Source organism: Janibacter sp. YB324 (assembly GCF_014217915.1).
GTDB classification, from domain to species: domain Bacteria; phylum Actinomycetota; class Actinomycetes; order Actinomycetales; family Dermatophilaceae; genus Janibacter; species Janibacter indicus.
On the sequence record NZ_CP060120.1, the window covers coordinates 2749961 to 2773851 of the forward strand.

At 67.3% G+C, this 23891-nt stretch carries 18 protein-coding genes and 3 rRNA genes; 7 read left to right on the plus strand and 14 right to left on the minus strand.

What is annotated here, in order from left to right; all coding sequences use genetic code 11:
• Positions 1–16: 16 nt before the first annotated feature.
• Complete coding sequence (locus H7A72_RS13495) at positions 17–715, minus strand: hypothetical protein (protein ID WP_185220857.1); 699 nt, start codon at positions 713–715, stop codon at positions 17–19.
• Positions 716–773: 58 nt separating this feature from the next.
• Positions 774–1700, minus strand: a complete 927-nt coding sequence (locus H7A72_RS13500; RefSeq protein ID WP_185220858.1) for a phenylalanine 4-monooxygenase — start codon at positions 1698–1700, stop codon at positions 774–776.
• 279 nt (positions 1701–1979) lie between these two features.
• Here H7A72_RS13500 and acs point away from each other — a divergent pair, with 279 nt between their 5' ends.
• Positions 1980–3911, plus strand: coding sequence for an acetate--CoA ligase (gene acs / locus H7A72_RS13505; RefSeq protein ID WP_185220859.1), 1932 nt, complete (start codon positions 1980–1982; stop codon positions 3909–3911).
• An 81-nt stretch (positions 3912–3992) separates the two neighbouring features.
• Here the strand turns inward: acs and H7A72_RS13510 are convergent, their stop codons facing one another.
• From H7A72_RS13510 to H7A72_RS13530, 5 genes are all read right to left on the minus strand, one after another.
• Positions 3993–5258: an ISL3 family transposase gene (locus tag H7A72_RS13510; RefSeq protein ID WP_084450751.1), complete on the minus strand. Its 1266-nt coding sequence runs from the start codon at positions 5256–5258 to the stop codon at positions 3993–3995.
• 292 nt (positions 5259–5550) lie between these two features.
• A 5S ribosomal RNA gene (gene rrf / locus H7A72_RS13515) occupies positions 5551–5667 on the minus strand.
• 108 nt (positions 5668–5775) lie between these two features.
• Positions 5776–8887, minus strand: a 23S ribosomal RNA gene (locus tag H7A72_RS13520).
• Positions 8888–9288: 401 nt separating this feature from the next.
• A 16S ribosomal RNA gene (locus tag H7A72_RS13525) occupies positions 9289–10811 on the minus strand.
• Together the 16S, 23S and 5S rRNA genes form the textbook arrangement of a ribosomal RNA operon.
• A gap of 559 nt (positions 10812–11370) precedes the next feature.
• Positions 11371–12186, minus strand: coding sequence for a glycerophosphodiester phosphodiesterase family protein (locus H7A72_RS13530; protein ID WP_084453033.1), 816 nt, complete (start codon positions 12184–12186; stop codon positions 11371–11373).
• A 200-nt stretch (positions 12187–12386) separates the two neighbouring features.
• On the opposite strand from H7A72_RS13530, the gene H7A72_RS13535 reads away from it, so the two are divergent.
• Entirely contained in the window at positions 12387–12845 is a 459-nt protein-coding gene (locus tag H7A72_RS13535) for a phage holin family protein (RefSeq protein WP_084453035.1), read from the plus strand.
• A 107-nt stretch (positions 12846–12952) separates the two neighbouring features.
• Positions 12953–13750 carry an alpha/beta fold hydrolase gene (locus H7A72_RS13540; RefSeq protein WP_234993908.1) on the plus strand — a complete coding sequence of 266 codons (798 nt, stop codon included), beginning with the start codon at positions 12953–12955 and terminating at the stop codon, positions 13748–13750.
• Here the strand turns inward: H7A72_RS13540 and H7A72_RS13545 are convergent.
• Complete coding sequence (locus H7A72_RS13545) at positions 13716–14399, minus strand: CoA pyrophosphatase (RefSeq protein ID WP_223277651.1); 684 nt, start codon at positions 14397–14399, stop codon at positions 13716–13718. The two genes, H7A72_RS13540 and H7A72_RS13545, sit on opposite strands and share 35 nt — an antisense overlap.
• Positions 14396–15064, minus strand: a complete 669-nt coding sequence (nth, locus tag H7A72_RS13550) for an endonuclease III (RefSeq protein WP_084453037.1) — start codon at positions 15062–15064, stop codon at positions 14396–14398. The genes H7A72_RS13545 and nth overlap by 4 nt, the downstream gene beginning before the upstream one ends.
• 104 nt (positions 15065–15168) lie before the next feature.
• On the opposite strand from nth, the gene H7A72_RS13555 reads away from it, so the two are divergent.
• The gene (locus H7A72_RS13555) at positions 15169–15846 is read left to right on the plus strand and encodes a Crp/Fnr family transcriptional regulator (RefSeq protein WP_072625509.1); all 678 of its coding nucleotides are present in this window, start codon (positions 15169–15171) and stop codon (positions 15844–15846) included.
• A gap of 417 nt (positions 15847–16263) precedes the next feature.
• Here H7A72_RS13555 and H7A72_RS13560 read toward each other — a convergent pair whose 3' ends face one another.
• The 4 genes from H7A72_RS13560 to H7A72_RS13575 form a co-directional block, all read right to left on the minus strand.
• On the minus strand, positions 16264–16971 hold the full coding sequence (locus H7A72_RS13560) for an MBL fold metallo-hydrolase (RefSeq protein WP_185222407.1): 708 nt from the start codon (positions 16969–16971) through the stop codon (positions 16264–16266).
• A gap of 98 nt (positions 16972–17069) precedes the next feature.
• A complete protein-coding gene (locus H7A72_RS13565; protein WP_223277652.1) occupies positions 17070–17906 on the minus strand; it encodes an NUDIX domain-containing protein in 837 nt (278 codons plus the stop codon).
• Positions 17906–18370 carry a RidA family protein gene (locus H7A72_RS13570; RefSeq protein WP_084453039.1) on the minus strand — a complete coding sequence of 155 codons (465 nt, stop codon included), beginning with the start codon at positions 18368–18370 and terminating at the stop codon, positions 17906–17908. The genes H7A72_RS13565 and H7A72_RS13570 overlap by 1 nt, the downstream gene beginning before the upstream one ends.
• On the minus strand, positions 18370–18525 hold the full coding sequence (locus H7A72_RS13575) for a DUF4177 domain-containing protein (protein WP_007926759.1): 156 nt from the start codon (positions 18523–18525) through the stop codon (positions 18370–18372). Before H7A72_RS13575 ends, H7A72_RS13570 begins: the two co-directional genes overlap by 1 nt.
• Before the next feature lie 29 nt (positions 18526–18554).
• On the opposite strand from H7A72_RS13575, the gene H7A72_RS13580 reads away from it, so the two are divergent.
• The 3 genes from H7A72_RS13580 (at position 18555) to H7A72_RS13590 (ending at position 23346) form a co-directional block, all read left to right on the plus strand.
• Positions 18555–19550 carry an ArsA-related P-loop ATPase gene (locus H7A72_RS13580; protein ID WP_084453040.1) on the plus strand — a complete coding sequence of 332 codons (996 nt, stop codon included), beginning with the start codon at positions 18555–18557 and terminating at the stop codon, positions 19548–19550.
• Positions 19550–20698, plus strand: a complete 1149-nt coding sequence (locus H7A72_RS13585) for an ArsA-related P-loop ATPase (RefSeq protein ID WP_084453041.1) — start codon at positions 19550–19552, stop codon at positions 20696–20698. The genes H7A72_RS13580 and H7A72_RS13585 overlap by 1 nt, the downstream gene beginning before the upstream one ends.
• Positions 20699–20772: 74 nt before the next feature.
• The gene (locus H7A72_RS13590; protein ID WP_185220860.1) at positions 20773–23346 is read left to right on the plus strand and encodes a penicillin-binding protein; all 2574 of its coding nucleotides are present in this window, start codon (positions 20773–20775) and stop codon (positions 23344–23346) included.
• A 65-nt stretch (positions 23347–23411) separates the two neighbouring features.
• On the opposite strand, the gene H7A72_RS13595 is transcribed toward H7A72_RS13590, so the two are convergent.
• Positions 23412–23870 carry a GatB/YqeY domain-containing protein gene (locus H7A72_RS13595; protein ID WP_084453043.1) on the minus strand — a complete coding sequence of 153 codons (459 nt, stop codon included), beginning with the start codon at positions 23868–23870 and terminating at the stop codon, positions 23412–23414.
• Positions 23871–23891 lie beyond the last annotated feature (21 nt).

Below are 23891 nucleotides of genomic sequence, written 5' to 3' on the forward strand. Positions count from 1 at the left end.
CAGGCGTGTCGGTGCGTCACTTCGTCCAGACGATCGCGCCGTCGTCGGCGTAGTCACCGTCGTAGGGCGAGTACTGCGCCCCGCTGACCTCCTGGCCGCCCTGGACCATCGCGACGTCGCAGGTGGTCTCGGTGTCGCCGGGGCCGAAGTCGTCCGGCACCGAGTTGCGGTCGCACTTGGCGAAGGGCGAGGTGCCGATGATGACGAGGGTGGACGCCTTGCGGCCGTCGCTGGTGATCGGGTCGACGTCGTCGAGGACGTCGCCGCCGAGGTCCGCGGAGGAGTCGGTCCCGGTCATCGTGTACTGCACGTAGACCGGCGTGTAGCCCTTGTACTTGTCGGCGTCCTTGAGCTGCGACAGGTCGGCGCTCGACCCCTTGGTGACCTCGGTGACCGTCAGCTCGAGGGTCGCGCCGTCGTCGCCCTGCGGGATCACCGCGGTCTCGCCGAGCTTGAGCTCGGTCCCGGGCTTGGTGAGCTCCGCCGCGGGAGCGTCGTCGCTGCCCTCCTCCTCGGACTCGGGCGACGTCGTGTCCTCGCTCGTGGTCTCCTGCGCCGGAGTCTCCTCGGCCGAGGTCTCCTCGCTCGGGGACGCGCTCTCGCTCGTCGCCGAGCTGCTCGGCGTCGCGTCCGTGGCCTCGTCGGAGCCACAGGCGGTCACGCCCAGGGCGGCGGCGGCCAGGAGCCCTGCGGCTCGCATGCGTCGGCTCGTCATGACGGATGTCCCTTCTCGTCGAGGGGTACTGCCACCTCCCTGACGAGGACCCTAGCAATCAGCCCGTCGCGGCTGACATGGGGAGCAGTCCCCTGCGCACGGCCTCGCGGCGCAGCGCTGCGGCCGCCTCGTCGTCGACGGTCGCGAAGAAGTCTCCGACGACATCCTCGAGGTGGTCCATCGACCTCGCGGCGAAGAGCACCGGCTGGTAGGCGGTGATGTCGTAGTTGAGGGTGCCCATGTCGGCGAGGTCGAGCTCGCGGATCTCCATCTGCCCGAACTCCTGGATCTCGCCATAGCTCGAGAGGATCCCGGCTCCGTAGGCCTTGAGGTCGCTCCCGTCGTGCATGACCCCGAACTCGATCGAGAACCAGAAGACGTCGGCCACGAGCTTCATGGCCTCGTCGGTCCGCAGACGCAGCGAGGCCCGGCCCGCCGCCTCGGTGATCGCGGCCAGACGGGGGCTGGCGAGCTGGTTGGCGTGCCCGATGACCTCGTGGATGATGTCGGGCTCGGGCGTGTAGAGCGGCTCGCTGCCGTGCCTGAGGTACTGCGTGGAGTTGAAGGTGCGGGCCCCCAGGTCGGCGTAGAAGTCGCGCAACGGGACCAGACCGGGCGCACAGACATAGGACCAGTCGGTGATCGGCACGAGCCGCTCGCTCACCTCGGCGAGCTGCGGCACGTGGTCGGTCGGCAGGTCGAGCCGAGCCTTGGCCTCGAGGTACTCGCGGTGGGCGTGGCGCTCGTGCAGCGGAGCGAGCTCGGCACTCACCCGGTGCCAGATGTCGTGCTCGGCGTCGGTGTAGTCGATGGTCAGCACCGGCTCGCGCCCGCGGTCCCAGTCGAGCGCGGCGCCGGCGATCTCGCCGCGTCGGCGCAGGTAGTGCGCGTCGTCGCGCCCCGGGTGCGTGTCCACAAGATGGACCTCGACGGTCCCGTCCTCGTGCTCGGTGACGGGCGAGTACAGCTGTCCCTCGGTGAACACGTCAACCACCTCCTTGTGATCACCCCACCGTCGCAGATGGCCGCTGAGTGCACCACGGTTCCGCGACACGCTGGGCATTGTGCACACCCGCGGCGAAGGGAGGTCCGCTCACCGCTGCGCACTGTGCCCACCCCCTTCGTCACGACCGCTCGTCGTGCGACGGGCCGCGTCCGGCGACGTCGTGGGACCCCGCCGTTGTGCTCCTGACGGGCGCGGGAGAGGCTAGGTGGTGGACACAGGTCCGCGCGACGGAGCGCGGCCACTCGACGAGGAGGACATGTGACGGACTACGCCCCCACCCCCGAGTTCACCGAGCAGGCCGTGGGTCAGGCCTCGCTCTACGACGAGGCTGCCGACCACGAGGCCTTCTGGGCCGCCAGGGCCAGGGAGTACGTCACGTGGAGCCAGGACTTCGGCACCACCCTCGACTGGAGTGACGCCCCCTTCGCCAAGTGGTTCGTCGGCGGTGAGCTCAACGCCAGCTACAACTGCGTCGACCGCCATGTCGAGGCCGGCAACGGCGACCGGGTGGCCCTGCACGTCGTCGGCGCCAACGGCGACGACCGCACCATCACCTACGCCGACCTCCTGCGTGAGGTGAGCAAGGCAGCCAATGCCCTCGAGTCCCTCGGCGTGACGAAGGGGGACCGCGTCGCCATCTACATGCCGATGATCCCCGAGGCCGTCATCGCCATGCTCGCCTGCGCCCGCATCGGTGCCCCGCACTCGGTGGTCTTCGGAGGCTTCTCCTCCGACGCCCTCAAGGCGCGCATCGAGGACGGCGAGGCCAAGCTCGTCATCACCTCCGACGGCCAGTTCCGCAAGGGCAAGGCGATGCCGCTCAAGGAGGCCGTCGACCGGGCCGTGCCCGGCACGACCGCCGGCAAGGTGCTCGTCGTCAAGCGCACCGGTATCGACGTCGCGTGGGACGACGAGCGCGACGTGTGGTGGCACGAGGTCGTCGACAGCGCCTCCGACCAGCACGAGGCTGCGGCGCACGACAGCGAGCACCCGCTCTTCATCCTCTACACCTCTGGCACGACCGGGAAGCCCAAGGGGATCCTGCACACGACGGGCGGCTACCTCACCCAGTGCGCCTACACCAATGCCGTCGTCCACGACGTCCACCCCGAGACCGACGTCTACTGGTGCACTGCCGACATCGGGTGGGTGACCGGCCACAGCTACATCGTCTACGGCCCCCTCGCCAACGGCGCGACCCAAGTGCTCTTCGAGGGCACCCCCGACAGCCCGCACCAGGGCGTCTTCTGGGAGATCGTCGAGAAGTACAAGGTGAGCATCCTCTACACCGCCCCCACGGCGATCCGCACCTTCATGAAGTGGGGCGCTGACATCCCCGCCAAGTACGACCTGTCGTCGATCCGCGTCCTCGGGTCCGTCGGGGAGCCGATCAACCCCGAGGCCTGGCGCTGGTACCGCGAGCACATCGGCGGCGGCAGCGCCCCGATCGTCGACACGTGGTGGCAGACGGAGACGGGCGCCATCATGAACTCCCCCCTCCCCGGGGTCACCACCCTCGAGCCGGGCAGCTCCCAGCGACCGATCCCCGGCATCAGCGCCGAGATCCTCGATGACGAGGGGCAGCCGCTCACCGAGCCCGAGCAGGTCGGCTACCTCGTCCTCACCAAGCCCTGGCCCTCGATGCTCCGCGGCATCTGGGGCGACCCGGAGCGCTACAAGGACACCTACTGGAGCCGCTTCGGCCCGGAGTACTACTTCGCGGGCGACGGCGCCAAGTACGACGCCGACGGCAACATCTGGATCCTCGGCCGGGTCGACGACGTCATGAACGTCTCCGGCCACCGGCTCTCGACGGCCGAGATCGAGTCGGCGCTCGTCGCGCACCCCCGGGTCGCCGAGGCGGCCGTCGTCGGTGCCAGTGACGAGACCACCGGTCAGGCGGTCGTGGCCTTTGCCATCCTGCGCCAGGACGGAGAGACCGGAGGAGCCGAGGGCGACGAGCTCATCCAGGAGCTGCGCAACCACGTCGGCCAGCAGATCGGCCCGATCGCCAAGCCACGGCAGATCATGATCGTCGACGAGCTGCCCAAGACCCGCTCGGGCAAGATCATGCGCCGGCTGCTCAAGGACGTCGCCGAGAACCGTGAGGTCGGTGATGTGACGACCCTGGCGGACTCGTCCGTCATGAACCTCATCAAGGACGGCATGGCCAAGCCCTCAGGTGACTGACCGAGGCACAGAGCGACGAAGAGGGCCCCACCGAGTTGGTGGGGCCCTCTTTGTGTGCCTCGAGCTGGGCAATGGGGCTCTTCACCGATGAGTGTGGGGTCGTAGGTTGAGGCCGCCGCCGATGAGGAGCATGCGGAGGCGGTAGTTGTCGCGGTTGCGAAAGCCGCGGGCTACGCGGCGGTGGAGCTCAATGAGGCCGTTGATGGCTTCGGTGCCGCCGTTGTTGGCGCCGTTGGTGTCGAAGTAGCCGAGGAACTCGCGGCGCCAGGTGTTCAGGGTCTTGCCCAGGCGGGCGACCTCGGGGATCGGGCATGAGGCGAAGGTGTCGAGGATCTTCTCGGCGACCGCTCGCCCGGCAGCATGAGTGGCCTGGTGGTAGGCGGAGCGGACCTGCTGGGCGCACACCCAGGCGACCTCGACCTCGAGGTGGCGTTCGTCGGCAGCCCACGCCGCCTCGAGCCGGGCGCGTTGTCGCTCGGTGAGGTTCTCGGCGCCGGCGCGCAGGATGTTGCGGATCCGGTACAGCGGGTCGTTCTTGCGGCCTCGGTGGCCGTGGATCTGCTGCTGGACACGTCGGCGGACGTCGTCGACGACGGCGGTGGCGAGCTTGACGACGTGGAAGGCGTCCAGGACCGAGCGGGCGTCCTCGAGCTGGTCGTCGATCGCGTTCTTGTACCCGTGGAACGGGTCCAGCGTGGCCACCTCGACCCGGGCTCGGAAGGCCTGGCCGCGCTGGTCGAGCCAGTCCTTGTACACGGCGCCGGAGCGACCCGGGACGAGGTCGAGCAGCCGGGCCCTGGTGCGCCCGCCCGCATCACGGGTCAGGTCGACCATCCCGGTCAGCTCCTTCGGGCCGCGTCCGCCGTCCTCGATCGGCTTGGTCGAGACGTGATGCCACACATGTTCATCGACCCCGAGGATCGCGACCCCCTCGAAGCGCGACACGTCGTCGGCTGCGGCCTGCAGCAGCGGCCGGATCGACTCCCACACGGTCCGCCACCCTGTCCCGAGCTGGCGCCGTACCCCGTTGACGCTGGCGTGCTCGCGGCGGATCTGCTCGATCGCCCACCGGCACGCCCGGGCCGTCAACAACCCGCGAGGCGTCGCGACAGCGTCGTCCTGCTCCACGAACGAGCCGACCCCGCACGCGGGCTCCAGGCACAGCCAGCGGCGCTTGCGCCAGATGATCCGCACCGGCCGGCCAAACGCCGGCGCGTCGACCAGGCGCACCTCCACCCGTCCGTGGCCGCGGGCGATGACCCCGCAGGAGCGGCATCCCATCGGCTCCGGAGCCGACTCCACCGTCACGACCAACCGGTCGTCACCGTGCTGCTCGACAGCGATCACATGCAGCCCGGGTAGTCCGACGAGCACGTCGCAACGGTCGCAGTAGCCGCCGCGCACACGGCAGCACAACGTAGGCTCGGGCATCGTCGAGGTCCTTGCGATCAGGAGAGGTAAGAGTCCTCTGATCTTCGAGGGCCTCGACCCTTTCCACCCTTACCCCACGCCCCGACGCGTCGCGCTCACCCCACACTCATCGGTGAAGAGCCGGCAATGGCTCCGAGCCATCCCCCATGTGTGCCTGGAATGGCGAAAGCCCCCCAGCGTGGTGGCTGGGGGGCTTTCGTGAATGTTTGTCCGGCTGCGTCCTACTCTCCCACACCGTCACCAGTGCAGTACCATCGGCGCTGAAGGGCTTAGCTTCCGGGTTCGGAATGGGACCGGGCGTTTCCCCTTCGCTATAACAGCCGTAACTCTATGGAAATACCGTGGACAATCATCGTGTCCCGACCGTATCTCGGGAACTGCACAGTGGACGCGAACAATCTTCGTTCTTCTTTAACGCAACAAGGTTGTGTTGTGTATCAAGTTATCGGCTTATTAGTACCAGTCAGCTCCATGCATTGCTGCACTTCCACATCTGGCCTATCAACCCAGTAGTCTACTGGGAGCCTCTCGAACCGTAGTTCATGGAAACCTCATCTTGAGACATGCTTCCCGCTTAGATGCTTTCAGCGGTTATCACTCCCGAACGTAGCTAATGAGCGGTGCCCTTGGCAGAACAACTCACACACCAGAGGTTCGTCCAACCCGGTCCTCTCGTACTAAGGTCAGCCTCTCTCAAGTTTCCTACGCGCACAGCGGATAGGGACCGAACTGTCTCACGACGTTCTAAACCCAGCTCGCGTGCCGCTTTAATGGGCGAACAGCCCAACCCTTGGGAGCTACTCCACCCCCAGGATGCGACGAGCCGACATCGAGGTGCCAAACCATCCCGTCGATATGGACTCTTGGGGAAGATCAGCCTGTTATCCCCGGGGTACCTTTTATCCGTTGAGCGACGGCGCTTCCACAAGCCACCGTCGGGTCACTAGTTCCGACTTTCGTCCCTGCTCGACATGTCTGTCTCGCAGTCAAGCTCCCTTGTACACTTGCACTCGCCACCTGATTGCCAACCAGGCTGAGGGAACCTTTGAGCGCCTCCGTTACATTTTAGGAGGCAACCGCCCCAGTTAAACTACCCACCAGGCAATGTCCCTGATCCGGATCACGGACCGAGGTTAGATAACCAGAACGACCAGAGTGGTATTTCAACGATGACTCCACACACACTGGCGTGCATGCTTCACAGTCTCCCACCTATCCTACACAAGCCGTCCCGATCACCAATACCAAGCTATAGTGAAGGTCCCGGGGTCTTTCCGTCCTGCTGCGCGTAACGAGCATCTTTACTCGTAGTGCAATTTCGCCGAGTTCGCGGTTGAGACAGTGGAGAAGTCGTTACGCCATTCGTGCAGGTCGGAACTTACCCGACAAGGAATTTCGCTACCTTAGGATGGTTATAGTTACCACCGCCGTTTACTGGGGCTTAAATTCTCAGCTTCGCCCAAAGGGCTAACCGGTCCTCTTAACCTTCCAGCACCGGGCAGGCGTCAGTCCGTATACATCGTCTTGCGACTTCGCACGGACCTGTGTTTTTAGTAAACAGTCGCTTCTCCCTGGTCTCTGCGGCCCTTTCCCCTAGCCCGTAAAGAGCTTCAGGGTCCAGGCCCCCCTTCTCCCGAAGTTACGGGGGCATTTTGCCGAATTCCTTAACCACGATTCACTCGATCGCCTTGGTATTCTCTACCTAACCACCTGAGTCGGTTTGGGGTACGGGCGGCTCGAACCTCGCTAGAGGATTTTCTCGGCAGCATAGGATCACCCTGCTTCCCGCTAAAGCGGTCACCATCAGGTCTCAGGATACGTGCCAGGCGGATTTGCCTACCTGACTCCCTACACCCTTGGACGTGGACAACCATCGCCACGCGGAGGCTACCTTCCTGCGTCTCCCCATCACTTGACTACTACCAGCTCGGGTCACGCGTTCCACCCACCAGCGACACCCCGAAGGGCATCTAACGGTGAGCTTCAGGCGCTTAGCATCACTGGATTCATCATGGGCGGTTCTTCGCCGGTTCCGGAATATCAACCGGATGTCCATCGACTACGCCTGTCGGCCTCGCCTTAGGTCCCGACTTACCCAGGGCAGATTAGCTTGACCCTGGAACCCTTGGTTATTCGGCGGACGGGTTTCTCACCCGTCATTCGCTACTCATGCCTGCATTCTCACTCGTGTGGCATCCACGACTGGATCACTCCGCCGCTTCACTCGCCACACGACGCTCCCCTACCCATCAACACGCCTGGACACCACAAAGGTGCCGAGCAGTGTGTCAATGCCACAGCTTCGGTGGTGTGCTTGAGCCCCGCTACATTGTCGGCGCGGAATCACTTGACCAGTGAGCTATTACGCACTCTTTAAAGGGTGGCTGCTTCTAAGCCAACCTCCTGGTTGTCACGGCAACTCCACATCCTTTTCCACTTAGCACACGCTTAGGGACCTTAGCTGGTGATCTGGGCTGTTTCCCTCTCGACTACGGAGCTTATCCCCCGCAGTCTCACTGCCACGCTCTCACTTACCGGCATTCGGAGTTTGGCTAACGTCAGTAACCTGGTGAGGCCCATCGGCTATCCAGTAGCTCTACCTCCGGCAAGAAACACGTGACGCTGCACCTAAATGCATTTCGGGGAGAACCAGCTATCACGGAGTTTGATTGGCCTTTCACCCCTACCCACAGCTCATCCCCTCAGTTTTCAACCTAAGTGGGTTCGGTCCTCCACGACGTCTTACCGTCGCTTCAACCTGGCCATGGGTAGATCACTCCGCTTCGGGTCTAGACCCAGCGACTCATTCGCCCTATTCGGACTCGCTTTCGCTACGGCTTCCCCACACGGGTTAACCTCGCCACTGAGCACTAACTCGCAGGCTCATTCTTCAAAAGGCACGCCGTCACCCCACAAGGAGGCTCCGACGGATTGTAAGCGCACGGTTTCAGGATCTATTTCACTCCCCTCCCGGGGTACTTTTCACCTTTCCCTCACGGTACTTGTCCGCTATCGGTCACCAGGGAATATTTAGGCTTAGCGGGTGGTCCCGCCAGATTCACACGAGATTTCACGGGCCCCGTGCTACTTGGGAACAATCATCCGGAGTCCACACCATTTCGTCTACGGGGGTCGCACCCTCTATGCCGAGCCTTCAAGACTCTTCGACTATGACATGAATTTCTCACTCCAGCCCAGAATGTCAGTCCTGGAACAAAAAGCCCCACAACCCCGAACCTGCAACGCCTGACAGCTATCACACAGACCCGGTTTGGCCTCATCCGCTTTCGCTCGCCACTACTCACGGAATCACTATTGTTTTCTCTTCCTGCGGGTACTGAGATGTTTCACTTCCCCGCGTTCCCTCTACCTGCCCTATATATTCAGACAGGAGTGACTGGACTTGCCTCCAGCCGGGTTTCCCCATTCGGAAATCCTCGGATCAAAGTCTGGTTATCGACTCCCCGAGGCTTATCGCAGATTCCTACGTCCTTCTTCGGTTCCTGGTGCCAAGGCATCCACCGTGCGCCCTTAAAAACTTGAGCCACAAAGATAAAGATGCTCGCGTCCACTGTGTAGTTCTCAACATACGGGCGGCAACCCCACCAACCAGCCACACCCACCCCCACAACCGGGAAGCAGTATGCAGACCAGGCAAGGCCCACAACCCAACCCCAACAACCGAAACCGTCGGGGTCGCGGTCCATGAAGCTTCACTCGCGTGAACCCTCAGGACCCAACAACGTGTCAGACACCCCACCCCCAAGCCAGCCACTTTCCACCACCACACACCCACCAGCACAAAACCAGCAGATGCGATGCAGGTACTCGACCAACCCAGAAGCACAATGCCAAATAATCGATGTTCCACCCATGAGCACCTACCGCCGAACACTCGCCGGCGACATAGGTCCTGGACCACCCAACGGTGGCCAGAGCTCCTTAGAAAGGAGGTGATCCAGCCGCACCTTCCGGTACGGCTACCTTGTTACGACTTAGTCCCAATCGCCAGTCCCACCTTCGACGGCTCCCCCCACAAGGGTTGGGCCACCGGCTTCGGGTGTTACCGACTTTCGTGACTTGACGGGCGGTGTGTACAAGGCCCGGGAACGTATTCACCGCAGCGTTGCTGATCTGCGATTACTAGCGACTCCGACTTCATGGGGTCGAGTTGCAGACCCCAATCCGAACTGAGACCGGTTTTTTGGGATTCGCTCCACCTTACGGCATCGCAGCCCTTTGTACCGGCCATTGTAGCATGCGTGAAGCCCAAGACATAAGGGGCATGATGATTTGACGTCATCCCCACCTTCCTCCGAGTTGACCCCGGCAGTCTTCCATGAGTCCCCACCATCACGTGCTGGCAACATAGAACGAGGGTTGCGCTCGTTGCGGGACTTAACCCAACATCTCACGACACGAGCTGACGACAACCATGCACCACCTGTATACCGACCCAAAGGGGGCAACCATCTCTGGAAGTTTCCGGTATATGTCAAGCCTTGGTAAGGTTCTTCGCGTTGCATCGAATTAATCCGCATGCTCCGCCGCTTGTGCGGGCCCCCGTCAATTCCTTTGAGTTTTAGCCTTGCGGCCGTACTCCCCAGGCGGGGCGCTTAATGCGTTAGCTGCGGCACGGAACTCGTGGAATGAGTCCCACACCTAGCGCCCAACGTTTACGGCATGGACTACCAGGGTATCTAATCCTGTTCGCTCCCCATGCTTTCGCTTCTCAGCGTCAGTAGTGGCCCAGAGACCTGCCTTCGCCATCGGTGTTCCTCCTGATATCTGCGCATTTCACCGCTACACCAGGAATTCCAGTCTCCCCTACCACACTCTAGTCTGCCCGTACCCACTGCAAGTCCGGGGTTGAGCCCCGGATTTTCACAGCAGACGCGACAAACCGCCTACAAGCTCTTTACGCCCAATAATTCCGGACAACGCTCGCACCCTACGTATTACCGCGGCTGCTGGCACGTAGTTAGCCGGTGCTTCTTCTGCAGGTACCGTCACTTTCGCTTCTTCCCTGCTGAAAGAGGTTTACAACCCGAAGGCCGTCATCCCTCACGCGGCGTCGCTGCATCAGGCTTTCGCCCATTGTGCAATATTCCCCACTGCTGCCTCCCGTAGGAGTCTGGGCCGTGTCTCAGTCCCAGTGTGGCCGGTCGCCCTCTCAGGCCGGCTACCCGTCGTCGCCTTGGTGAGCCATTACCTCACCAACAAGCTGATAGGCCGCGAGCCCATCCCCAACCGAAAAACTTTCCAGAAAGTGCCCATGCGGACCCTTCTCATATCCAGTATTAGACGCCGTTTCCAGCGCTTATTCCAGAGTCAGGGGCAGGTTGCTCACGTGTTACTCACCCGTTCGCCACTGATCCACTCCAGCAAGCTGGAGCTTCACCGTTCGACTTGCATGTGTTAAGCACGCCGCCAGCGTTCGTCCTGAGCCAGGATCAAACTCTCCGTTGATGATCAACACCCCAACACCCACCACCAAAAGCAGCAAGCACCAGGGCCAATCAATAACCCAACAAAGGGCTGAACCATGACTGAGCAAGAACAACCAGCGCAATCGCTGTATTCATTCATTGTCAACCAAAGGAAAAAAATCATCCGACCAACCACACCCACACCCACAAAGGCAAGGGCACAATCAGCCAAGACGAGGTATTGGCATCGATTTTTGACACGCTGTTGAGTTCTCAAGATTCACACGCACACCCATCACCACCAACCAACCGGCCAGTACTTCAAGGGGCAACTTCTCTAACTTACCACTGTCCATGCTTGGGCGCCAACTTCGTGATCCGCTCTCGGAGCGGCCGTCGTTGATCGCGCTTGGATCTTCAGCGGTGCCCCACCGTAGCAGCGGAGCTGCTCGGTTCCAAATCCGCGGTTCCGACCTGATCGGCCGGATCCGAGTAACTCGGATGGGGGCTGTCAGCTCGCGGGACCGGCCTGCCTGGTGTGACTCTTGCGAGTCACCGCTTGGTGTCCGTTCCTCCCTCTCGGGCTGACGTCGAGAACATTAGATCACCGATGCCGCGGACGCCAAATCGCCTCCGCCGGCGGGCATCCGACCGCGCATCGGCGCCCAGGTGCCCCGCTGGATCATCACTGCGCGCATCAGGTCCGGACGGTCGGTGATGATCCCGTCGACCCCCATGTCGAGCAGCTCGTGCATCTGCTCCGGGTCGTCGACGGTCCACACAACGACGCGCACGCCGAGTCGGTGAGCGCGTCGCACCAGGGACGCCGAGTGGATCGGCAACCGGCCCAGCTGGACCGGGACGTGGGCGAAGCGGCCCCGCACCGCGGCGGCCGGCGGCTGGACGCCGGCCTTCGCCGCAGAGATGAGCGCAACGAGCGAGCGCCATCCCAGTGCGGTGCGGAGGTGCGGTGCCTGCGATGCGAGCAACTGGAGCCAGCCGTCCCACGCGCCGGCCACGCACACCCGCTCGGCGACGTCGCGGCGCTGGAGGAGGCGGGCCATCGGCGCGATGGCCGCACGGTCCTTCAGGTCGACCGTGAAGCGCGCCTCGGGGAAGGTCAGGAGCGCCTCCTCGAGGGTGGGGATCCGCTCGGTGCCGCCGACCCGGACGTGTCGGTCGAGCTCGCCGAGGGTCCGGGCGCCGATCCGCCCCCTTCCGGTCGTGATCCGGTCGAGGGTCTCGTCGTGGAAGCACACGAGGTGCCCGTCGGCCGTGAGCCGGACATCCGACTCGATGTAGCGCAGACCCAGCGCCGTCGACATGGCGAAGGCCGCCAGGGTGTTCTCGGGTCCCAGAGCCGCCCCACCGCGGTGGGCGATCGCCAGGGGCTCGGTCTCCTCGCCGTAGCTCATGACTCGATGGTGGACCCCCTTCGCCACCGGATGTGTCCACAACGGGCCGGTGGGGCCGAGGGTTCACCGGGACTTCCACGTGCCGTTGCCGTGCCGTCGTCGCGGCCCGGTGACGTCGCCCGCGGGGAACTCGTGGGTAGGCTGACCAACGAACAGGCCACCCGTGGTGGCAGGTCCACGTCCACACGAGCAGGAGCAGCATGAGCAACGATCACGCCCGCACCGGCAGCACCGACCCCGTGACGCGACGTCCCGTCGGTCAGCCCGCCCCCGGGGAGACCGAGCGCACCGTCGGCCAGCTCGTCGCCGACGCCTCGCACGACATCTCCGCACTGGTGCAGAACGAGATCCAGCTGGCCAAGGCCGAGGTCACCAAGGGCCTGGGCTTCGGCGGCAAGGGCGCCGGCCTGCTCGGCGGCGCCGCATTCCTCGGGCTGCTCGGCCTGATCTTCCTCTTCCACACTCTGGCCCGGGTCATCGCGATCTGGCTGCCGGTGTGGGCGGGCTACCTGATCATCACGGTCGTCCTGCTCCTCCTCGCCGCGGCCCTCGGTCTGCTGGGCTACAAGGCCCTGATGAAGGCGAAGAACAACACCGTCCCGCAGCGCGCGATCCGCAACGCACAGGAGACCGTCGCCGCGATCAAGCCGGGCAGCTGAACCCGCCCGACGCGGCGGCCGCCCTCGTCGAGGGCCCGTGGGAGCACCGCTTCGTCTCGGCGAACGGCGCGCGCTTCCATGTGGCCCTGGCCGGGAGCGGCCCGCTCGTGGTCCTCGTCCACGGGTACCCGCAGTTCTGGTGGACCTGGCGTCACCAGATCCCGGCCCTCGCACACGCCGGCTACCGCGTCGCCGCCGTCGACCTGCGCGGCTTCGGGGCCAGTGACAAGCCGCCGAGCGGCTACGACGCCCCGACGGCCTGCGACGACCTCGCCGCGATCACGCGCAGTCTCGGCGCCGGCCGCGCCGCCGTCGTCGGTCAGGGGCTCGGCGCGTGGATCGCGTGGAGCATGCCCACGCACCACCCCTCGGTCACGGCGGCGATCGCTCCGCTCGCCATGCCGCACCCGGCGGTCTTCCACCGCGCCATGTGGCGGCATCCCCTGCAGTGGCGGGCCAACCAGTACCTGCGGGCCATGCAGGCCCCCTTCGCCTCCGAGCGTCAGCCACTGACCGTCGAGCGCCGTCTGCGCTCCTGGTCCGGGCCGGACACGTCGTGGATCACCGACGAGGTCGGCGAACGCTACACGGAGGCGATGTCCGTCCCCTTCGCCGGGCAGGCCGCCGCCGAGTACCACCGGTGGTTCTACCGGTGCCGACTGACCCCGACGGGGCTGCGGTACCTGCACCGCGTGCAGGAGCCGATCGAGGCGCCGGTGCTCCACCTGCACGGCGAGGCCGACCCGACGTCGTTGCCGGTCATGGGTCAGGAGAGCGACCGCTTCGTCCGGGGCCCGCTGGCCCGCTCGGCCGTGCCGGGAGTCGGCCAGTTCCTTGCCGAGGAGGCGCCCGACGAGGTCGGGTCGGCCCTCATCTCGTGGTTGGCCGCCGCGCACCCTGCGTGAGGTAGGGACGCACGACCCGCCACGGGAGGCGACGTCGTCTCCCTTCGTCCCAGGGGCGGGTCAGACCCGCCGCATCGAGGAGGACGCTCAGCAGCTGGGCCGTGAAGCCCCAGACGAAGAGGTCCGCCACCTCGAAGCCGGGGCCGACGTATCCACTCGGGCCCTTGACCGTGAACCGGTTGGCCGGGTCGACGAGGTCGTCCACGGGGATGCTCTCGACCCGGGCCACCTCGCCGGGGTCGACGACGCGAAGGGGGCCCGGCTGCGGCCACCAGCCGAGGACCGGGGTCACCGCATTGCTGCTCGGGCCCAGCCACAGGTCGGGGAAGGACCCGACGACCTCGATGCCCTCGGGGTCGGCACCTACCTCCTCCCACGTCTCGCGCAACGCGGCCTCGACCGGGGTCTCGCCGGGGTCGAGCTTGCCGCCCGGGAAGGAGACCTGGCTGGCATGGCTGCGCAGATGGCGCGAGCGCTCGGTGAGGACGATCTCGGGACCCGACTCCCCCGGCGTCACGAGCATGAGGACCGCCGATCGCCGCGGCGGGTCCTGCGGCGGCGCGAACTGCGTAAACCACTCGGGCAGGTCGGCGCGCAGCTCGGACTCGGCCCGGAGCAACCAGTGGGGGGCGATCGGGTGGGCGGTCACTGCGCGGACCCGGGCGCGAGCTCGTACTTGAGCAGCTTGGCGGCCTTGTCCGGGTCGGTCTCGCCGGCGCCGTAGGCAGGGCAGATGCGCGCCACCGGGCAGGCGCCACAGGCCGGCCGGCGGGCGTGACAGGTGCGGCGCCCGTGGAAGATCACCACGTGACTGAGCATCGTCCACTCCTTGCGCGGGATGAGCGCGCCGACGGCGTGCTCGACCTTGACCGGGTCCTCCTCGTCGGTCCACCCCATGCGGCGAGCCAGACGACCGAAGTGGGTGTCGACGGTGATGCCCGGGATCCCGAAGGCATTGCCCAGGACGACATTGGCCGTCTTGCGGCCCACTCCGGGCAGCTTGACGAGGTCCGCCAGGCGGGGCGGGACCTCGCCGTCGTGCTCCTCGACGATCGCGGAGGCGAGCCTGAGCACGGAGTTGGTCTTGGCCCGGTAGAAGCCCGTCGGTCGCAGCACCTCCTCCATCTCGGTGCGATCCGCGGCGGCGAGGTCGGGCGCCGTGGGCCACCGGGCGAAGAGCGTCGGCGTCACCTTGTTGACCGTCACGTCGGTCGTCTGCGCCGACAGGACGGTGGCCACGAGCAGCTGCAGCGGGGTGTCAAAGTCGAGCTCGCAGTGCGCGTAGGGGTACCGCTCGTGGAGCATCCGGTACATGCGCCGCGCTCGGCGGGTCAGGGCGAGCGGGGACTCGACGCGTTCGGCAGACACCCCCGCAGCCTAGGCCCCCTGCCGCGGAGCGACGTGGCACACTGCCCACTGTGAACCTCGATGTCGTACGCCGCGCCCCGCTCTTCGCGACCCTCGACGATGCCGACGCCGCACAGGTGATGTCGTCCATGACTCCCGTGCGGATGGAGCGCGGCGACGTCCTCTTCAACGAAGGGGATCAGGGTGACCGGCTCTACGTGATCACCGAGGGCAAGATCAAGCTCGGTCGCACCTCCACCGACGGCCGCGAAAATCTGCTCGCGATCCTCGGCCCGTCGGAGATGCTCGGCGAGCTGAGCCTCTTCGACCCGGGCCCGCGCACGGCGACCGCGACCGCCGTCGCCGAGACCCAGCTCATCGGGCTGGGCAACGAGCAGCTCACCCAGCTGCTCGGCGCGCACCCGCGCATCGCCGGCACGTTGCTCGCCGCGCTGGCCCGTCGTCTGCGCCGCACCAACGAAAACCTCGCCGACCTCGTCTTCACCGACGTCCCCGGTCGCGTGGCCAAGGCGCTGCTCGAGCTCAGCCAGCGCTTCGGCCGCCCCGTCGAGGACGGCGTGATGGTCGCCCACGACCTCACCCAGGAGGAGCTGGCCCAGCTCGTCGGCGCCTCCCGGGAGACGGTCAACAAGGCCTTGGCGGACTTCGCCTCGCGCGGCTGGCTGCGCCTCGAGGCCCGCGCCGTCCTCCTCACCGACGTCGAGCGCCTCCAGCGCCGCGCACGCTGACCCCCGCACCCCTCGAAGGGCCCGGCCGCCTCAGGCGCCGGGCCCTTCGCGCGTCTGCGGCCGCGAAGGGCGGGGCCCACCAGATCGGGTGGAGGTATACGCGCGGCAGGTTCATCGGCGTGTTTACCTCCACCCAAAGCGGCGGGGGCCCACGCACGGGCGGACGAAGAGCGGGGCGGCCAACCGCGGTCGAGAGGCGCCAGCGGACGAAGGGTGGGGGTGGCTCGACCGCGATCGAGAAGCGGATGCGGACGAAGGGTGGGGGTGGCCCGACTCATGAAGAAGTCCGGCCGACACACGGAGTGAGCGTTCAGGGAAGCAGCCGGACTTCTTCTTAGGGCCACCCCCACCCCTTCGGGAGCCCAGAGGGAGACTGCGGGAGGGCATCGAGACGCGGCGGCGGCGAGACGAGGAGACTCAGGCGCCCTCGAGGAACCGCATCTGCGCGAGCACCGACATCTTCGCGGCCGGCCAGACCGAGCGGTCGACGTCTGCGTAGACCGTCGCGACGACGGCGTCGGCATCACGCGCCCCCTCGGCCATGGCGGCCCGCACCTGGTCGAGCCGCTCACGGCGGTGCACCCGATAGAAGTCGACCATCGCCGCGGCGTCGGGAACCGTCGGACCGTGACCGGGCAAGATCGTGGCGACTGCCCCGTCACCGGTGAGCGCCTTGATGCGTTCGAGCGAGTCGAGGTAGGCCGCGAGCTCGCCGTCGGGGTGCGCGACGACGGTCGTGCCCCGACCGAGGACGGTGTCACCCGTGAGGAGCGCGTGGTCGGCCGCGAGCGCGAAGGAGACCGAGTCGGCGGTGTGCCCGGGGGTGGCCACGACCCGCACCTCGAGGTCTCCGGCGCGCAGGACGTCGCCGTCGGAGAGGTCGTCGTGTCCTCGGCCGACGGCCTGGACGGGGGCGCCGGTGAGCCGAGCGAGCCGGGGCGCACCCTCGCTGTGGTCGGCGTGCCCGTGGGTGAGGACGATGCGGGTGACCCGCGCGCCGAGCCCGGCGACGTGGTCGACGACGCGCTGCTGGTGGGCGGGCTCGTCCTCACCGGGGTCGATGACGATGGCGTCGCTGCCGCCGGGGCTCATGAGCACCCAGGTGTTGGTGCCGTCGAGCGTCATCGGACCGGGGTTGCCCTGGAGCAGGCAGTGCGCGTGCTCGGTGATCTGGCCTCCGGCCCAGTGACCGAAGGGAGCGGACGGCTCGGGAGCAGCGACGCTCACGGCAGTTCCGCCCGCATGGCGGGGCCGGCCTCGGTCTCGACGAGACGGGGCATGACCGGAGCGATCGGCAGGTCCTGCCCCAGCGCGGCGCTCACCGTGCTGACCTCGGCCAGCTGCTCGAGGCAGACGAGGGTCGGCGGCATGAGCATGACGTCGCCGTCGCCGAAGGCGCCGAGCACGTCGCGGGGGTGCACCCACTCCGACAGGTCGGCCTCGCTCGTCTCGCCGTCGGGCTCCTGGCCCGGGGGGACGGCCGCGACGAAGAACCGGGTGTCGTAGCGACGCGGCTCGACCTCGGGCGTGATCCAGTGCCCGCGGTAGCGCAGCAGGTCGCTGCGCAGCACGAGGTGGTGCTCGAGGAGCACCTGTCCGAAGCCGATCTCGTGGCGCACGAGGCGGGCGCGCAGGTCGGCGGCGACCGCGGGGTCGAGGTGAGGGGTCTCCCCTTCGCCCGAGGCCGGGGAGGCGAGGAGCACGCCGGTCTCCTCGAAGACCTCCCGGATCGCCGCTGCGACGAGCATCCGGGCGCTCGCCTCGTCGGTGCCGAAGACCTCGGCCCACTCCTCGACCGCTGGGCCGGCCCACGGGAGCTCGTCCTCGGCGTCGCCCCGGTCCACGCCACCACCGGGGAAGACGTGCATCGACGGGGCGAAGGCCATCGACGAGGCCCGCCGGAGCATGAAGACCTCGAGCGGCCCCTCGTCGTCACGCACGAGCATGACGGTCGACGCGAGCTTGGGCTGGGCCGGCTCGGTGACGGCCGGAGGCTCCCCGGCGTCGAGCCCCAGCAGAGACTCGCGCAGCGAGCCCAGCACGAAGTCGCGCTGGACCATCAGTCGCGGATCCGGACCGTCACCTCGACCTCGACGGGCGTCCCGAGGGGCAGCGCCGCAACGCCGACGGCCGAGCGGGCGTGCTCTCCGGCCGCGCCGAAGACCTCGCCGAGGAGCTCGCTGGCGCCGTTGATCACGCCGGGCTGACCGGTGAAGTCCGGTGCGCTGGAGACGAAGCCGACAACCTTGACCACCTGCTCGACGCGGTCGAGGTCACCGATGGCGCCGCGGATGGCGGCCAGCGCGTTGATCGCGCACAGGCGGGCCATCTCCTTGGCCTGCTCGGGGTCGACCTCGGCACCGACGTGGCCGGTGACGGGGAGCGCACCGTCGACGAGGGGCAGCTGCCCCGAGGTCAGCACGTGGTGACCGTCGACGATGGCCGGGACGTAGGCGCCGGCCGGCGCGGGCGGGTCAGTCAGGGTGATGGACAGCTCCGCGAGGCGCTCGTCGATGCGTCCCATCAGGCCGCCTTGGGGCGCTTGAGGTAGGCCACGAGGTTGCCCCCGTCGCCCTGCAGGACCTGGACGAGCTCCCAGCCGTCCTCGCCCCACTGGTCGAGGATCTGCTTGGTCGCGTGGACGATGAGCGGCACGGTGACGTACTCCCACTGGGTCATGTCGGCACCCTACTCGTAGACTTACGGGCGTGACCGATCCCTCCGCATCCCCCGTTCGGCTGCACGTCGTGAGCGGCAAGGGCGGCACCGGCAAGACGACCGTCGCCACGGCGATGGCGCTGGCTCTCGCCGCCCGCGGGCAGCGCGTGCTGCTCGCGGAGGTCGAGGGCCGGCAGGGGATCTCGCAGGTCCTCGACGTGGCCCCGCTCGGCACCGAGGAGCGCACGGTGGTCACCGACCCCTCCGGCGGCGAGGTCGTCGGGCTGTCGGTCGATGCCAAGACCGCGCTGCTCGAGTACCTGCAGAAGTTCTACAAGCTCGGCCGCGCCGGCTCGGTGCTGGAGAAGGTCGGGGCGGTGGACTTCGCGACGACGATCGCCCCGGGTGTGCGCGACGTGCTGCTCATCGGGCGCGTCTACGAGGCGGTCGGCCGCGTGACGAAGGGGGCGAAGAAGCGCCCCGCGTACGACGCCGTCGTCCTCGACGCCCCGCCGACCGGCCGGATCGGCCGCTTCCTCAACGTCAACTCCGAGGTGTCGGAGGTGGCCAGGGTCGGCCCCGTGCGCAACCAGGCCGACTCGATCACCCGGCTGCTGCAGAGCCCGATGACCGCGGTGCACCTCGTGACCCTCCTCGAGGAGATGCCGGTGCAGGAGACCAAGGACGCCATCGACGAGCTCGGCGGGCTCTCCCTTCGCGTCGGGTCGGTCGTCGCCAACGGTGTGCGCCAACCCCTCGTCGCCGACGAGGACGCCGAGGCCGTCGCCGACCAGGACCCCACGGTGCGCGCCGCGCTGGAGGAGGCCCTCGCCGCCGTCGAGGTCACGGCGCGCCCGGCCATCGTCGCGGGGCTCCTCGCGGAGGGTGCCGACCACGTGGACCGCGCCCGGCTGCAGGCCGAGCAGCACGACGTCCTGGGCGAGCTCGACGTCCCGGTCAGGGTGCTGCCCCACCTGCCCGACGGCGTCGAGTCCGGCGGGCTGCGCCTCCTCGCCGACCACCTCGACGAGCAGGGAGCCATCTGATGGCGAAGGACACCGGCCTCGACCTGGACGCCGTCATCGGGGACCCCGAGCGGAGGATCATCGTCTGCTGCGGGTCCGGCGGGGTCGGCAAGACGACGACCGCCGCCGCACTCGCGGTCCGCGCCGCGGAGCAGGGCCGCCGGGTCGTCGTGCTGACCATCGACCCCGCGCGTCGGCTGGCCCAGTCGCTCGGGCTCGACGAGCTCGACAACACCCCGCGCCCGGTCACCGACATCGACACCTCCGCCGGCGGTTCGCTCGACGCGATGATGCTCGACATGAAGCGCACCTTCGACGAGGTCGTCGAGGCGCACGCGGCCCCGGACAAGGCCGCCCAGATCCTCGCCAACCCCTTCTACATCGCCGTGTCGAGCTCCTTCGCCGGGACGCAGGAGTACATGGCCATGGAAAAGCTCGGGCAGCTGAGGGGGCAGATGGCCGAGGGCACGCAGGACTGGGACCTCGTCGTCGTCGACACCCCGCCGTCGCGGTCGGCCCTGGACTTCCTCGACGCACCCAAGCGCCTCGGGTCCTTCCTCGACGGCCGCTTCATCCGTCTGCTCTCCGCCCCGGCCAAGGTCGGCGGGCGGGCCTCGCTCAAGGTCTTCAGCGCGGGGGTCTCGCTGGCGAGCGGGATCATGACCAAGCTGCTCGGCGGCGAGTTCCTCCGCGACGTGCAGACCTTCGTCGCGGCGATGGACACGATGTTCGGCGGCTTCCGCCAGCGCGCCGACCAGACCTATGCCCTCCTCTCGCGGCCCGAGACCGCCTTCGTCGTCGTCGCCGCCCCCGAGCGCGATGCGATGCGCGAGGCGGGATTCTTCATCGAGCGCCTGGCGAGCGACCGGATGCCGCTGGCCGGCGTCCTCGTCAACCGCGTGCACACCACGGCCGCCAAGCAGCTGAGCGCCGGCCGCGCCGAGGACGCCGCCGCGGCCCTCGACGAGCTCGGCGGCCACGAGCTGGCCGCCTCGCTCCTGCGGGTGCACGTCGAGGTCGCCGAGACCGCCGCACGGCACCGGGCGATGATCACCCGCTTCCGCACCTCGCACCCGGGCGTCCCGACGGCCGCGGTACCGGCCCAGCCCCTCGACATCCACGACCTCGACGGGCTGCGGGCGATCGGCAGCGCACTCGGCGGGCGCTGACCCCCTTCGTCGGCCGTCGCCATCCCCGCGCGGGCTCCCCCGGACGCACAGGTTGCCCGGTTACCCTGTGCCGCATGTCTGACTCCGGGATGCCGCATCTCTTCCGCCTGCTCGGCGCCTTCGTCGCCGTCGCAGTCGGTATCGGTCTCGTCGGCGCCGGCCTGGTCATCCCGCTCGCGGGGGCGACCGGCGGCGCGGCCCAGTCCACGGCGGAGGGGTTCAACAACCTCGACGACGAGTTCACCGCGACCGCACTCGCCCAGCAGTCGAAGATCTACTCCTCCGACGGCAAGCTCCTGGCGACGCCCTATGACGCCAACCGGATCGTCGTGCCGCTGAGCAAGATCTCCAAGACGATGCAGCAGGCGCAGATCGCCATCGAGGACAGCCGCTTCTACGAGCACGGTGGCATCGACGTGCGTGGCACGACCCGCGCCCTCGTCTCCAACGTCAGCTCCGGTCAGACCCAGGGCGGCTCGTCGATCACCCAGCAGTACGTCAAGCTGATGCTCCAGGAGAAGGCGGTCCGCGAGGACGACCAGGAGGCCGCCCAGGCCGCTGTCGAGCAGACCTACAGCCGCAAGCTGCAGGAGCTCAAGTACGCGCTCAACGTCGAGAAGACGCACACCAAGGACCAGATCCTCTCCGGCTACCTCAACCTCGCCCTCTACGGCGACCAGGCCTACGGCGTCGAGGCGGCCGCCAAGCACTTCTTCAGCAAGCACGCCTCCGAGCTCAACCTCAGCGAGTCGGCCACGCTGGCCGGCGTCGTCCAGTCGCCGAGCCGCCTCAACCCCCGGACCAACCCCGAGGAGGTCCAGGAGCGTCGCGACCTCGTCATCAACCGCATGCAGTCGCTCGGCATGGTGACCCCGGCCCAGGCCGACGCGGCCAAGGCCAAGAGCGTCAAGAGCACGCTGAAGATCAAGGAGAACGAGGGCGGCACCTGCTCCAAGGCGGTCGACCCGTACTTCTGCAACTACGTCATCCAGTACCTGCGCCAGATGCCCGAGCTCGGCCCCGACCCGGACGCGCGCATGCAGGCCATCAACACCGGTGGCTTCACGATCAAGACCACCCTGCGCCGCTCGTGGCAGAAGAACCTCAAGCAGGAGCTCACCGAGCGGGTGCCCGCGGGCACCGAGCGCTTCGGCTCCGCGGCCGCCATGATCGAGCCCGGCACCGGCAAGGTGCGCGCCATCGCCCAGACCTCCACCTACAAGGTCGGTCTGAAGAAGGCCTCGACCCGCTACTCGGAGCAGGCGTGGAGCGTGCCCGCCCAGTACGGCGGCACCAACGGCTTCGCGATCGGCTCGACCGCCAAGATGTTCGCCCTCGTCGCCGCTCTGGAGAAGGGCAAGCCGATGGAGTCGACGATCAACACGCCGGACGGCACGCAGGCGACCTTCATGCCCAAGCAGTTCAACAGCAAGTGCACGACCAACTCCCCGTGGGTCGTCGCCAACGCGGAGAAGGCCGTGGGCGGCCCGATGACGATGCGCCAGGCGACGAAGATGTCGGTCAACACCTCTTTCGCCCAGCTCGCCTCCGACATCGGCTCCTGCCGGATCCCCAAGGTCATGGCGAAGATGGGTCTGACCGACGGCTACGGCCTGCCCTACGGCCTCAACTACAACGGTGGCGTCAAGACCAAGGACGACTACGCGGTCTCCAACCTCGTCCTCGGCTCCGACTCCTCGACCCCGCTGCAGCTCGCCTCGAGCTACGCGACCCTCGCGGCCGACGGCAAGTACTGCCCGCCCAACCCCATCGAGTCCATCACCACGGCCAACGGCACCAAGATGAAGATCAAGCCGCCGGCGTGCAAGCAGGTCATGGACAAGGACATCGCCCGTGGTGTCACCGACCTGCTGACCGAGACGATGACCCCCGGCGGCACCGCCAACGCCATGGTCCTCGACAACGGCCGCCAGGCCGCCGCCAAGACGGGTACGACCGACAACAACAAGCAGTCCTGGTTCGCAGGCTTCACCAAGCAGCTGTCCACGGCCGTCTGGGTCGGCTCGCCCATCCGCGAGTACGAGATGACCGGCGTCAACATCGGCGGGCAGTTCTACCCGAAGGTCTACGGCGGCACCATCGCCGGGCCGATCTGGAAGGAGGTCATGGACGAGGCGTCGGAGGGCATGGCCAAGAAGCGCTTCACGAAGCCGAGCAAGGAAGTCATCAACGGCGACATGCGCTCCATCCCGGACGTGACCGGCATGGGCCCGACCCAGGCCAAGGAAAAGCTCGAGAAGGCCGGCTTCAAGGCCACCGAGGGCAGCCAGGTCAACAGCACCGCCCAAGCTGGCGCCGTCGCCTACACCCAGCCGACCGGGCAGGCCCTCAAGGGCACGACCGTGACGATGTACATCTCCAACGGCGTCCCGCCCTACACCCCGCCGCCGGCCCCGACGACGACCCAGGCGCCAGCCCCCACGACGACGCAGGCACCCGCCCCGTCGACGACCCGCTCGTCGAGCTCGACCTCCAGGCCGTCCTCGTCGACAACGCGGAGCACGACGACGTCGCGCCCCAGCGCCACCCGCTCGACGCCGACACCCCGCCAGACGGGGACGCGGCCGAACGGCAACGGCAACGGCAACGGCAACGGCAACGGCAACGGCGGCAACACCAACGACTGACCCATGACCGAAGGGGGAGGTCACCGGCGACGGTGACCTCCCCCCTTCGTCATGTGCCGGCCGGGTCAGCCCGCCAGACGCGCCTTGACCTTGGCGGCGATGGCCCCGCCGTCGGCACGGCCGGCGGCCTCGGCCTGCGCGGCCTTCATCACCTGCCCCATCTGGGCCATCGACGTCGCGCCGACCTGCTCGATGGCGCGGTCGACGATCGCGGTGAGCTCGTCGTCGCCGAGCTGGGCCGGCAGGTAGGTCTCGAGGACCGCGAGCTCGGCCTCCTCGCGCTCGGCCAGCTCGGGGCGGCCGGCGTCGCGGTAGGCGGTGGCCGACTCCTTGCGCTTCTTGGCCTCCTTGGCCACGACCTTGAGCGTCTCGTCGTCGCTGAGCTCGCGCGCCGACTCGCCCGACACCTCGGCATTGCTGATCCCCGTGAGCACCATGCGCAGGGTGGCGACGCGCACCTGCTCGCGGGCCCGCATCGCGGTGTGGAGGTCGTGCTGGAGGGTGGCCTTGAGGGTGTCGGTCATGACTCGATTGTGGCAGCACGG